General features: G+C 72.7%; 12 protein-coding genes. 4 read left to right on the top strand and 8 right to left on the bottom strand.

Annotated elements, in window-relative coordinates; all coding sequences use genetic code 11:
* Positions 1–6 precede the first annotated feature (6 nt).
* Together JWR33_RS01470 and JWR33_RS01465 are read left to right on the top strand one after the other, a co-directional pair.
* Positions 7–1,434: an amidase gene (locus JWR33_RS01470; protein ID WP_297408769.1), complete on the top strand. Its 1,428-nt coding sequence runs from the start codon at positions 7–9 to the stop codon at positions 1,432–1,434.
* A gap of 59 nt (positions 1,435–1,493) precedes the next feature.
* On the top strand, positions 1,494–2,429 hold the full coding sequence (locus tag JWR33_RS01465) for a siderophore-interacting protein (RefSeq protein ID WP_297408767.1): 936 nt from the start codon (positions 1,494–1,496) through the stop codon (positions 2,427–2,429).
* Positions 2,430–2,446: 17 nt separating this feature from the next.
* Here the strand turns inward: JWR33_RS01465 and JWR33_RS01460 are convergent, their stop codons facing one another.
* The 7 genes from JWR33_RS01460 to JWR33_RS01430 form a co-directional block, all read right to left on the bottom strand.
* Positions 2,447–3,328 carry an SDR family NAD(P)-dependent oxidoreductase gene (locus JWR33_RS01460; RefSeq protein ID WP_297408765.1) on the bottom strand — a complete coding sequence of 294 codons (882 nt, stop codon included), beginning with the start codon at positions 3,326–3,328 and terminating at the stop codon, positions 2,447–2,449.
* The gene (locus JWR33_RS01455) at positions 3,325–3,711 is read right to left on the bottom strand and encodes a Fe-S oxidoreductase (RefSeq protein WP_297408763.1); all 387 of its coding nucleotides are present in this window, start codon (positions 3,709–3,711) and stop codon (positions 3,325–3,327) included. Before JWR33_RS01455 ends, JWR33_RS01460 begins: the two co-directional genes overlap by 4 nt.
* A complete protein-coding gene (locus tag JWR33_RS01450; protein WP_297408762.1) occupies positions 3,708–5,144 on the bottom strand; it encodes an NAD(P)/FAD-dependent oxidoreductase in 1,437 nt (478 codons plus the stop codon). The genes JWR33_RS01455 and JWR33_RS01450 overlap by 4 nt, the downstream gene beginning before the upstream one ends.
* Before the next feature lie 20 nt (positions 5,145–5,164).
* The gene (locus JWR33_RS01445) at positions 5,165–5,962 is read right to left on the bottom strand and encodes a crotonase/enoyl-CoA hydratase family protein (protein ID WP_297408759.1); all 798 of its coding nucleotides are present in this window, start codon (positions 5,960–5,962) and stop codon (positions 5,165–5,167) included.
* Positions 5,963–5,966: 4 nt separating this feature from the next.
* Positions 5,967–6,806 (bottom strand): arginase family protein, encoded by an 840-nt coding sequence (locus JWR33_RS01440; RefSeq protein ID WP_366073509.1) that lies wholly within the window; start codon positions 6,804–6,806, stop codon positions 5,967–5,969.
* A gap of 115 nt (positions 6,807–6,921) precedes the next feature.
* Positions 6,922–7,716, bottom strand: coding sequence for a putative protein N(5)-glutamine methyltransferase (locus JWR33_RS01435; protein WP_297408757.1), 795 nt, complete (start codon positions 7,714–7,716; stop codon positions 6,922–6,924).
* A 71-nt stretch (positions 7,717–7,787) separates the two neighbouring features.
* Entirely contained in the window at positions 7,788–8,507 is a 720-nt protein-coding gene (locus JWR33_RS01430; RefSeq protein WP_297408756.1) for a YcnI family protein, read from the bottom strand.
* A gap of 164 nt (positions 8,508–8,671) precedes the next feature.
* On the opposite strand from JWR33_RS01430, the gene JWR33_RS01425 reads away from it, so the two are divergent.
* Together JWR33_RS01425 and JWR33_RS01420 are read left to right on the top strand one after the other, a co-directional pair.
* Positions 8,672–9,016: a hypothetical protein gene (locus JWR33_RS01425; RefSeq protein ID WP_297408754.1), complete on the top strand. Its 345-nt coding sequence runs from the start codon at positions 8,672–8,674 to the stop codon at positions 9,014–9,016.
* A gap of 152 nt (positions 9,017–9,168) precedes the next feature.
* Entirely contained in the window at positions 9,169–11,394 is a 2,226-nt protein-coding gene (locus JWR33_RS01420; RefSeq protein ID WP_297408752.1) for a serine hydrolase, read from the top strand.
* Positions 11,395–11,413: 19 nt separating this feature from the next.
* Here JWR33_RS01420 and JWR33_RS01415 read toward each other — a convergent pair whose 3' ends face one another.
* Complete coding sequence (locus JWR33_RS01415) at positions 11,414–11,902, bottom strand: DUF1801 domain-containing protein (protein WP_297408751.1); 489 nt, start codon at positions 11,900–11,902, stop codon at positions 11,414–11,416.
* Positions 11,903–12,406 lie beyond the last annotated feature (504 nt).

Here is a 12,406-nt window from a genome sequence, read left to right as displayed (position 1 = left end):
ATAGCGGTGTTCGAGCTGCACCACCTCAGCGCGCAGGACCAGTGGGACTGGCTGCAGCGCGGGGACGTGTCGCCGGTCGAGCTCACCGAGCACTACCTCCGCCGCATCGAGGGGCTGAATCCGCGGCTGGGGGCGTTCTCGCGCGTGGACGGGGACCGCGCACTCGACCGGGCCCGGGCGCTCGAGCGCGGCACCGGCGAGCTCTGGGGCCTGCCCCTGGCGGAGAAGGAGCTGTGGCGGCGCGCCGGGCAGCCGGCGACCGGCGGCTCGCGAGCCTTGGCGGGTACGGTCGCCGAGACGACGGACGAGATCGTCCGGGTGCTCGACGACGCGGGCAGCGTGAGCCTCGGCGCGACCACGGCGCCGGAGTTCGGCTTCCCCTCCTATACGGAGCCGCTCGGCCGCCCGCCCGCCCGCAACCCGTACGACCTCTCGCTCGGCGCTGGCGGGTCGAGCGGCGGCGCCGCGGTCGCGGTCGCGGCCGGGCTGCTTCCGGTTGCCCCCGGATCCGACGGTGGGGGATCGATCCGCATCCCCGCCGCAGCCACCGGACTGGTGGGGCTGAAGCCCTCCCGTGGACTCGTCCCGGCAGGAGCCGCCGCGGACAGCGTCGGTGGTCTCGTCGTGCCGGGACCGCTCGCCCGATCCGTCGCCGACGCCGCCATGCTGCTCGATGCGATGACCGCGCGCCGGTCGGGCGCGATCGACTACCCCCGAACGCTCCGGGCACCCGACCCCGGCCGGCTGCTCGGCGCGGCGGTCCGCGGAGAGGGGCGCTTCTCGATCGGCGTCACGCAGCAGAGTCCCTGGGATGGCGCATACGAGGTCACCGTGTCGCCCGAAGCGCGCGACGCGCTCACGCTCGCACTCGAGGCGCTCGCAGCCGTGGGGCACGGGATCGAGGACGCGTCCCTGCCCGATTCGTCCGCCTACCCGGGGGCCTTCCGGGTGCTCTGGCAGGCGGGCGCCGCCGTGCTGCCGCTGGACGACGCCGCGCTCGACCGGGTCGAGCCGCTCACCGCCTGGCTCGTCCGGGCAGGACGGGCGCTTCCCGCCGGCGCGCTCGTCGAGGCGCTCACCGCGCTCGGCGACTTCGAGCGGGCGCTGCTGCGTCGGCTCTTCCTGCCCGAGGGTGCCCGTCTCGACGCGCTGCTCACGCCCGCGCTCGCACTGACCCCGCGGCCTCTCGGCTGGTACGACGCCGAGGACGGCGAGCGCAACTTCGCCCAGCAGGTGCAGTACACGCCCTTCACCTCCTTCGTGAACGCGACGGGGCTGCCCGCGATCACGCTGCCGGTGACCGTCACGGGGGAGGGGCTGCCGATGGGGGTGCAGCTCATCGGCCGTCCCGGCGGGGAGGCGACGCTCGTCTCGATCGCCCGCCAGCTGGAGCGCCGATTCGACTGGCAGCGGCGGCACCCTCCGCAGTGGTGAGGAGCTGGGAACCGAGCCGAGCCTCTTGCGATCCGGGGAGGCCGAGGTAAGGTTAGGCAATGCTTACCTCGACGGACGTTCGGCCCCGCCCGTCGTATCGGCCCTACCGGGTGCTGGTCCGCAGCGTCGTACGCCTCTCGCCCTCGTTCGTGCGCGTCACCTTCACCGGTGCCGACCTCGCGGACTTCGGCACCGAGGGCCTCGACCAGCGCGTGAAGGTGCTCCTGCCGCTTCCCGGCATCGGCTACGGCGACTTCGTCGATGATCCCGAGGTGCTCGCCACCGGAGCGTGGTACACCCGCTGGCGGGCTCTCCCCGCGCAGCAGCAGAACCCGATCCGCACCTACACGATCCGCGCCGTCCGGCCGCACCTCTCCGAGGTCGACGTGGATTTCGTCACCCACGGCGACACCGGCCCCGCCACCGCGTGGGTCCGCCGCGCCCAGGTCGGGGACCAGATCGTGCTGGTCGGGCCCGACGCAGGGAGCCCCGACTCGCGAGTCGGCATCGAGTTCAATCCGGGATCGGCCACGACGCTGCTCCTTGCCGGCGACGAGACCGCCGTGCCCGCCGTCTCGGCGATCCTCGAGTCGCTGCCGGAGGGCACCGTCGCGCACGCGATCCTCGAGATCCCGCGGGCCGAGGACTGCCTGCAGCTCCGGCTCGGCTCGGGAATCACCGTCGACTGGCTTCCGCGCGGGGCCGCCCCGGCGGGCAGCCGGCTCGACCCTGCCGTGCGCGGCTGGCTCGCCGAACACCTCTCCGCGGGCGCGCGCGCGGTGGCGATCGAGGAGCTCTCCGACATCGACGTCGACTCGGCGCTGCTCTGGGAGACGCCGTCCGAGGCGCCGACCGGCTCGCTCTACGCGTGGCTCGCCGGCGAGGCCGCCGTCATCAAGAGCCTCCGCCGCTTCCTGGTCCGGGACTGCGAACTCGACCGGCGCCAGGTGGCCTTCATGGGCTACTGGCGCGAGGGCAAGTCCGAGCTCAGCTGACCGCTGCCGGCCGGACCTCAGGAGACCCGGGCCGGGTCCACCCGCACTTCGCTCGCGCTCCAGAGCCGGCGGGCGAAGACGGCGTCGTCGGCCTGGGCCGTGGTCGCTCCGTGCGGCTGGAGACGCGAGAAGTAGGTGCCGCTCGCGGCGCCCACGTCGGGTGTCGAGGCCAGCCGGATGAGCGGCTCCGCGCCCTGCTCCGCGCTGATGCCGTAGCTGCCCCCGCTGAGAGCGCTCGCCACGCGAATGGACAGGCTGTCGTTGGCGAAGCGGGTGCGCACGAGGCCCGGGTGGAACGCGTAGGCGCTGACCCCCGTATTGACGAGGCGGTGGGCCAGCTCGCGGGTGTGCAGGATGTTCGCGAGCTTCACCGCACAGTATGCGGGCCAGCCGCCGAACCAGGGGCCCTTGCCGAAATCGAGGTCGTCGAGTCGGAGCCGCCCGCCCAGGTTCGCCGCGCTCGCGGTCTGAATGATCCGAACGCTGCCCTCGGGAGCGTCGGCGGCGGTGTCCGTGAGGCGGGGCAGCAGCACACGGGTGAGCTCGAACGCCGCCAGGTAGGTCTCCTGCAGCGTGCGTTCGTTGCGATCCACCGTGTAGCTGCGCTTCGGCTGCATGCCGCCCGCGTTGTTGGCCAGAACGTGGATCCGCGGATATCGCTCCAGCAGCTGCTCGCCGAGGCGGCGCACGTCGTCGAGCCGGCCGAAGTCGGCGACGAAGGCGGTGCCGCGGACCGAGTCCGCCACGGCCTGGGTGCGCTCCGGGTTGCGGCCGACGACGGCGAGCTCGGCGCCGAGCGCGGCCAGCGCCCGCGCGGCCGCCGCGCCGATCCCCGAACTCGCGCCGGTGATCACCACGGTGCGTCCGGCGATCTCTCCCGGGTAGCCGAGCGGGGTCACGAGCCGCTCCCCGGGCGGCGCGGACGCCGGTAGCCGCCGTCCTCGAGTCCCGCCTCGATCTCGAAGCGGTTCTTGATGGGGTCGGTGCCGGCCAGCCAGTAGAGCAGGGGCATCCAGAGGCCGAGCCTGCGCCACTGCTGCACATGCACCTTCTCGTGGCGCAGGACCGCGTCGCCGGTGTTGTCTCCCGTGAGGTAGACCCGGCCGACCGTGGTGCCGCCGCGGCGGTACGCCCAGTCGGGCAGGCCGCTGAGGATGATGAGGTCGCCGTCCGTGCGCACCCGCCCGGTGCTGAGGGGCAGGCCCCAGGCGAGGGCGACCACGGTCGCGTAGACGAAGCCGAACTCGCGGAGGTAGCGACGGCGGGTCGATCGGGGAATCATTCCGAGGGCCTTCCATAGGTCTCGAGCAGGCGGAGCCAGATCTCGCTGATGGTGGGGTACGAGGGCACCGCGTGCCAGAGGCGGCGGAGCGACACCTCGCCGACGACGGCGATCGTCGCCGAGTGCAGGAGCTCGGACACGTCCTGGCCGACGAAGGTGGCGCCGAGGAGGACCTGCCGGTCCTCGTCGACGACGAGCTTGGCCCGGCCGGAATAGCCGTCCGCCTGCAGGGCGGCGCCGGAGACCGAACCCAGGTCGTACTCGACCGCGCGGACCCGGCGCCCCGCGGCCCGCGCCGCCTTCTCGGTGAGGCCGACCGACGCGACCTCCGGATCGGTGAAGGTGACCTGCGGCACGGCCGCGGTGTCCGCCGACGCCACGTGCAGGCCCCACGGCCCGTCGTCGACCGCGCGCGACCGGGCGCGTGCGGCGATGACCTCGCCCGCCGCCCTCGCCTGGTACTTGCCCTGATGGGTGAGCAGCGCGCGGTGGTTCACGTCACCGACCGCGTAGAGCCACGGGGAGTCGTCGTTGGTGGCGCCGCGGACGAGCAGGGTGTCGTCGACCTCCAGCCAGTCGCCGTCCGTGAGGCCGACCGACGCCAGGCCGAGGTCGTCGGTGCGCGGGGTGCGGCCCGTCGCCACGAGGAGCTCCGCGGCGACGACGGTCCGCCCGTTCTCGAGCTCGATCGACACCCCGGCGTCGCCCCGACTGACTGATCGGGGAGAGACGCCGAGCTCGAGGACGGCGCCCGACTTCTCGAGCTGCCCGGCCACGAGCTCGCCCGCGAAGGGCTCCATGCCGCCGAGCAGTCCGCTCCGCGCGAGAAGGGTGACCTTCGTGCCGAACGAGGTGTACGCGGTGGCCATCTCGGCACCCACCACCCCACCGCCGAGGATCGCGAGGGATTCGGGCGCACTCTTCGCTTCGGTGGCCTCGCGGCTCGTCCACGGATCGACGTCGGAGAGGCCCGGGATGTCGGGAAGCAGGGCCGCGCTGCCCGTGCTGACCGCCACCGCGTGTGTCGCCGTGAGCTCCGTGACGGATCCGTCGCCCGCCGTGACGGACACGGTGCGGACCCCGGTGATCCGGCCGTGACCGCGGACCAGGGAGATGCCTGCCCCGTCGAGCCACTCGACCTGGCCGCTGTCGTCCCAGTTCTGCACGAAAGAGTCCCGGCGCTTCAGCACGGCGGCCACGTCGAGGTCGCCGGTGACGGCCTGAGCCGCGCCCTGCACCCGTCGGGCCGACTCGAGCGTCAGGCCGGGGAGCAGCATCGCCTTCGAGGGGATGCAGGCCCAGTAGGAGCACTCTCCACCGACGAGCTCCCGCTCCACGATGGCGACGGAGAGCCCGCGCTGGTGCGCGTAGTCGGCGACGTTCTCACCCACCGGGCCAGCTCCGATCACGATGAGGTCGTAGATGTCGGGCATGTGGCCTCCTTCTTCGCCTTTCAGCGTCCGAGGTAGTTCGGAGCGGTCCGGGTGAGGAAGGCGGTCATGCCGATTCCGGCGTCCTCCGACCTGGTCAGACGGGCCAGTTCACCGGGCAGCGCGGCCGCTGCGGCGGCCGCGCCCGCGGTGCGGGCCAGCTTGGCGTTCGCGAGCGTGGCCTGCACGGCGAGCGGAGCCTGGGCGGCGATCCGCTGTGCCAGGTCCATGGCCCGATCGAGCTGCGAGCCGTGCGGAACGACCTCCTGCACGAGACCGAGCCGGAGCGCCTCGGCCGCGTCGAAGCGGTCGCCGGTGAGCATCCAGCGCATCGCATTGCCCCAGCCGACCGCCGCCGGGAAGCGCAGGGTGGCGCCGCCGAAGGGCAGGATCGCCCGGCTCACCTCGATCTGGCCGAAGCGGGTGGAGTCCGCGGCGATCGTGACGTCGGCGGCGAGGATCAGCTCGACGCCGAGGGTGAGGCAGGTGCCCTGCACGGCGACGACGACCGGCTTGTCCAGCGCGGGTCCGCTGAGCTGCCAGGGGTCCACACCGCCCTCGGGCACGAGGTCCGGACCGTCGCCGAGGCGCGGGCCGACATCCGCCAGGTCGAGCCCACCGGTGAAGTGGTCGCCCTCTGCGGACACCACCGCGACCCGGGCATCGGGGTCGCGAGCGAACTCGCCGTAGGCGAGCGCGAGCTCCTGCAGCATGCGGACGTCCGCCGCGTTGCGCTTGGCGGGACGATTCAGCCGGATCGTGAAGACGCCGCCGTCGCGGCCGCTGACGACACGAGGACCCGCGTCGTCGCCTGCCGTCATGCGCTCAGGCTACTGCGCGGGGCTGAGCCGGCGAGGTGAGGGCCGACAGGATGCGCAGCACGGTCGGCAGGTCGCCCGGGGCGGCCTCGGGGGACTCGGGGGAGAACATTGCGATCCCTGCTCCGGCGAGCGGGAAGCGGGCCACGAGCGCCTTGAGCTCGGCGACCAGGGCGGGCAGCTCCAGCCCGAACGGCTGCGGATCGCCGATGCCCTCGAGCTGGCCCGGGTCGAGCACGTCGAGGTCCACATGCACGTAGACGGAGGTCGCCCCCGTCGCGGCCACCTGCTCCGCGAGCGCACCGTCGCCGAGCTCCGGCACGCGCAGCAGCCGCACGTCGTGCGCATCCAGGTAGTCCTGCTCGTCGTCGTCGATGAGGCGCACCCCCGCCGCCACGAAACGGTCGGGGGACAGGGCGGGCTCTCCGCTCAGTCCGTCGGCTCCCTCGCCGAGGATCGCGCGGGCGACCGTTCCGCAGAACGCGCGGGGCGCGCTGCCGAGGGCTCCGAGGTCCGGGTGGGCGTCCAGCCAGACGACGGCGAGCCGGCCGTCTCCTGTCGCCAGGGCGTGCTCGACTCCGGCGAGCTCCACGCCGCAGTCGCCGCCGATGAGGACGGCGGGCTCCGGGTCTCCGGCGAGGGCCATCCGGATCCGATCGTGCACCTGGCGCAGCGAGCTGAACCGAGCCACGCCCGTGCCGAGCGCCTCGCCCGCGCCGAGCGGGACGTCGACCAGCGTGGTCTTCGCCGAGGGCAGGTCGCCCATGATCGCGAGCGCCCCGTCCGACAGGCGCATCGCGCGACTCGAGCCCGACCCCTGCCACTGCGGCACAACGACGAATCTCACGCCCCGAGGCTACTTCACGGTGAGGAGGTTGCCGCGGCCGGGAGCGCCCGGATCCGCTCCAGTGCAGGAGCCGGCGATCGGCAGCATGCGGCCGCCGGGAGGCCCGCGGCGCGGATCAGGGCGCCAGAGTGCCGATCGCGACGGTTCCGTCGACCTCGTCCGAGTGCGCGATCCTCGCCTCGAGGCCCGCCGCGGAGAGCAGGCCGGCGGTGCGGTCCGCCTGGCCCTCGCTCGTCTCGATCAGGACGCTGCCACCCGAAGCCAGCCACAGTGCGGCCTCCGCCGCGATCCGGCGGTGCAGCTCGAGCCCGTCGCTCCCGCCGTCGAGAGCCACTCTGTGCTCGTGCAGTCGCGCCTCGGGTGGCATCTCGGCGATCGCCTCGGTGGGCACGTACGGGGCGTTGGCGACGATCACCCCCACTGTTCCCCTCAGCTCGGCGGGCAGAGGAGCGAAGAGGTCGCCCTGCAGCACGGTGCCCGCCGACCCGACGTTCCGTGCCGCGACGCGGACGGCAGCCGGGTCGAGGTCGGTCGAGTAGAGCCGGAGCGACGGCTGCGCGGCGAGGAGGGCGAGCCCGATCGCGCCGTTGCCGCAGCAGAGGTCCACCACGACGGTGCCGGGCCGGGTCAGCACCTCGGCCTGCGAGACGAGGAACTCGGTGCGCAGCCGGGGCACGAACACGCCCGGCTCCACCGCGAGGCGGAGCCCTCGGAACCCGGCCCAGCCCAGGATCTGCTCGAGCGGCTCGCCCTCGACCCGACGGGCGATCCACTCCTCCAGGCGAGCGTCGGTCGCCGCCGCCTCCGACGAGAGCAGCAGCGCCTCGTCCTCGGCGAAGACGCAGCCGGCAGCGCGCAGGCGGGCGACGATCGCGGGGTCCGGCTCGGGCCGTGGACTTCCGTGCCTCATCGCGCGCAACGCTAGCGGACCGGCCCTGCGCCGGCGCGGGTGTGCACTCGGAAGCGCCGGGTTCGAGAGCGTCAGGTGGAGCGGCGGCGGAGGACGAGGGCGAAGGAGGCGAGCACGAGCGCGATCGCTCCCGCCGCGAGGGCGGCGATCCCGAGCCCGCGAGCGAGCGGGTCCACGGCGTTGGAGGCCGTCCCGCTCGCGGCGGCCGCGGTTCCTTCGTCGTGCCCCGCCTGAGGAGTGGAGCCGGAGTGCTCGTCGGACACCGGGGCGTCCTGCACGTACAGCACGGGGGCGGGATGCGCGGCGTCGACGCTGCCCGTCCACTCCTCGACGGTGCCGTCAGAGTAGGTCTGCGTCGCGGGCAGGGGGATCGACCCGGTCTCCGGAACCGGCCCCAGGCTGAGCGGAAAGACCTGGAACTGGCCAGGCGCGATGCTCGTGCCCGCGTCCGCCTCCCACACGACGTGGGTCACCGCCTCGGTGAGCTGGTTCCCGGCCACCGTCACCGGCTCGGGCAGGGTCGTGGTCTGCAGCGTTGCCGACCAGCCGGGCACCGGCTGGTAGGAGACCGAGGCGAACGGGGTGTCCGACGGCAGCGTGACCTCCACCCGGACCGTGCCGAGCGTGTCGCTCTCGTTGGGCACCCGGAAGCTCAGCGTGCTGTAGCCGCCCGGGTCAGCGGTGTCCGGAGTCACCGTCACGTGCGCGCGGGCAGCCAGCGGTCCGGCCAGGGCGAGTGCGAGGGCCGCGACCGACCCGGCGACGGAAAGCGGAAGGATGCGTCGTGTCACGAGGATGGTTCGTCCTTGGGCTGTCGGCGGATCGGCCGGGGGCGGGAGTCGTCCCGCCGAGCCTAGGGGAGTGAGCCTGCTCGACCGCCCGCGGAGCGCTAGTGCTTGGCACCGTCAGATGCAACGTCTTGTCGGCGCCCCCTGCCGGGGCGCACGCTCGAGCGATGAGGGACATCGCCTATGGACCCAGCCACATCGTCACCACCGAGGAGATCTCGGACGGCGTACTCGCCTATGCCGCGGCTCTCGCCCGGTCGCACTCCGCCGACACCGTCCAGGTGCCGTCGCTCGAGGCCGACGGTCAGGTGCACCTCGTGGACGTCCTGATCGGTCCCGCCAGTCAGATCACGTCGTCCGATCTCGCCCGGGATGCCGTCGAGATGCCCGCGGCGGACCTGCTCGCCGACCTCCAGCAGCGGACCCGCCTCCTCGACTCGAGCCATGCCGTGCCCATGGAGACGGCGACCGACGAGGACTTCGCGCCCGACCTGCCCGACCTCACGGACTGACCCGTCGCCGTCGGTCCTTCCCCGCGCGCCGAGGCCGACGACACGAGGCACCGGCCGGGACGGGGGCGCCGGATGCCCCCTCCGGGGGGCGGTTCCGTGGCTACACTCCGGAGGAGACGGAGTGGGGGTCCACTCCGGCGAGGGGGAGCGCCATGCCGTGGACAGCTGCGCGGGCGCGAGCATGGACCGGCGTCGGCCTCGCGGCCGTTCTGGTGACCGGGTCGGTGTCCGCGCCGGCCGCCGCCGAAACAGGGCTCATCGTGACCGTCAGCGAGGTCCTGACCCTGCCGGCATCGGACGGCTTCCGCGACTCGGTGACCGTCACCGTGACGGCCGGCGCCGCGTCGACGGTCGAGCTCGCCGTCCTCGGTGCAGCCGGCCAGGTCGTCGAGCAGCTCCCGCCGCTTCCTCTCACGGACCAGGACGGCGACGGCCGAGCCGAGGCCAGCATCACTCTGTCGGCCACGGACTTCCCGGCGGGCAGCTACTCCGTCCGGGCCACCGCGCCCGGGTCTGTCGCAGGAACGGCCGCGCTCCTCGTCGGCACGGGCGAGATCAGGGTCGTCAACGTCGGCGCCGCCGACGACACGCTGTACCCCTGGCCGGACGGCATCAAGGATGCCGCGTCCGCCACCGTGACCGCGATGGACGAGACCGGCGCGCAGCTCCCCTTCGACGGAACCGTCACCCTCGCGTCCGGGACCCAGTCCGCCTCCGCGCCCGTCTCTTCCGTGGACGGGACCGCCGGCGAAGCGACGGTCTCGGCGGTCCGCCTGCCTCTGGGCACCGCAACGCTCACCGCCTCTCTCAGGGGACCGGCCGGGGAAGCGCTGACCAGCGCAGGCGTCGACGTCGCCCTCCGACCCACCGCGCTCGCCGGGGCCACGGTCACCGCCAGCGCGACCACCGTGGCCCCGGCCAGGGACGGCTTGCACGACAGCATCAGCTTCACGGTGGCGGGCTGGGGCGCCTCGGGAGACGCGCTGCCGGTGACCGGGGAGGCGCGTCTCTCCCTCGCCGGCACGACGGTCAAGACGTGGACGGTCACGCCGACCAGCACTGCCTTCGCCTGGGACGGCCGCACCGGCGGAACGATCGTCGCCGGCCTCTACGCGGTGAGTGTCACCGTCGCGGGAGCACAGGGCGCGCCGACAACGGCCACCACGTCCTTCACCGTCTCCTCGAAGAGCCTCGCCACGATCAGCGGCAAGGTGCGGGACGGCGCTGTGGTCGCCGCCGCAGTGGCCGATCCGGGGTGGGGAGGCGCCGCCGGAACGGCCGCGTACCAGTGGCTCCTCGACGGCGCCGCGATCACGGGCGCGACCACCAGCAGCCTCACCGTCGCTCCGTCGATGGTCGGACACGACCTCGCCGTGCAGGTGGCGACGACCCTGGCGGGCTCCGTCCGCACCGGGACGTCAGAGGCGCGCCCTGTCTACGCGGGCGCCGCCTCGGAGCGGAGCCTCGAGCAGAAGCTCCGCTCCCTGATCGCCACCCTGCCGGGCGACTACACGGTGCGGGTGATCGAGATCGATCACGGGGGCCGCAGCGTGAGCATCGGCGGCGGCAGCCCCCACGAGCCGGCCTCCTCGGTCAAGCTCTTCATCGCCTACGCCGTCTACACGAAGATCGACGCCGGCACGCTCGCCTACTCCACCCAGCTGCCGTCCGGGCACACCGTGGCGAAGTGCCTGCGGGCGATGATCGAGCCGTCCGACAACTACTGCGCGATCGAGCTGCGCAACAAGGTCACGATGCCCTACCTCAACAAGCTGATCGACGCCGGCGGATACGTGGACACCCACTTCTGGTATTCGGGCGGCCGCACCAAGGTGAGCTCTGCGACGGATCTCGCTCGACTCATCGCCCGCCTCGCCGACGGCAGGCTGCTGTCGAAGAAGTCGACCGCCGCCTTCCTGGCGCTGCTGCAGACCCAGGTCTGGCGGGAGGCGATCCCGCCCGGGCTGCCGTTCGACGTCAAGCAGGCGTCCAAGCCGGGCACCCTGTGGGAGTACGGCGGCATGACCCAGTCCGACGTCGCGTTCGTGTGGGGAAAGAAGACCCGCTATTCGATCGCCGTGATGGGCTATCACGGCGCCACGATCCCCTCGATCACGAAGATCTCGAAGCTCGTCTACACCGAGCTTCAGGGAAAGTTCTCGACCGCGTTCGTCTACAACCCTCAGCAGATGAAGGCGACGGCCGCGCTGACCCTCCGCGCCGGCGCAGGCATGAGTGCGAAGGCGATCACGACCTTCCCGAGCGGCACCAAGGTCGAGGTCATCGACAGCACGTACGACTGGTACCTGGTCAAGGTCGGCGGCCGCACCGGCTGGGTGCCGAACACCCATCTGGTGCTGCGGAGCCCCGTCAACTGACCCGCGAACGCGTCCGGGATCAAGCGATCGCGCGCCGCACCAGCGCGGAGATCTGCGCCTCGACGTCCGGGCTCCACCGGAGGAGAGCGAACTCGGACGGCCACATGTCGCCGTCGTCCAGACGGGCCCTGTCGCTGAAGCCGAGCGTGGAGTACCGCATCTTGAACTTCTCACCCGGCTTGAAGAAGAAGACCACCTTGCCGTCGAGCGCATACGCGGGCATCCCGTACCAGGTCTGCGGGGTGAGCTCGGGGGCGGTGGCGGTGATGAGGGCGTGCACCTGCTCGGCCATGGCGCGGTCGGCGTCGCCCATGGCCGCGATCTTGGCCAACAGGTCGCCCTCGCCGTCGGCCTTGGCCTTGGGGCCGCGCCGCGCCGCCGTCAGCTCGGCAGCTCGATCGTGCATCGCGGCGCGCTCCTCAGCACTGAAGCCGGCGCTCGGCGTTGTCGTCGAGCCGGCGGACTCGGCCGGGCCGGTCGCCTTCTTGCTGGGGTTCGAGGTCGTCATGCTGGCGAGGATAGTTCCGGCCGCCGTGCGTCGCTTCTCGAAACCTGCTCGACGATGAGAGGACGAGTGCCGACCGGCCGGATGGGCCGTCATGGCCGGGTCCCCACACCCCCGGTCACAGAGGGCTCCGATGCGGCCGACGCTCACGCGAACGACACGGCCGACGGCAGAGGCGTGGACATCGCCGGCGGAGCGTCGACCGTTCGAGGGTCGACCAGGCCTGCGAAAGAAGTGCCCCCAGCAAGATTCGAACTTGCGCCCCTGCCTCCGGAGGGCGGTGCAAGGCCCAGCGAAGCGCTGCGGAGCGTTGCGAGCCCCCGGGAATCAGGGCGAGTAGGGGCAACTACGGTCACCGGAGCCGACAGGGATTAACCGGAGTTGCGTCCAATCCGCGTCCACCCGGCTAGGCGGCCGAGGACGTCCTCGCCTAGCGCTCGACCAGAAAGCGCTGAGCCTCCCGCACCGGGCCGACAATCTCCTTCCCCTCGACGAACTCGATGTAGA

The organism is Naasia sp. (assembly GCF_025465545.1).
Classification (GTDB): Bacteria; Actinomycetota; Actinomycetes; order Actinomycetales; family Microbacteriaceae; genus Naasia.
This window is presented reverse-complemented; position numbering and strand designations above follow the sequence as displayed.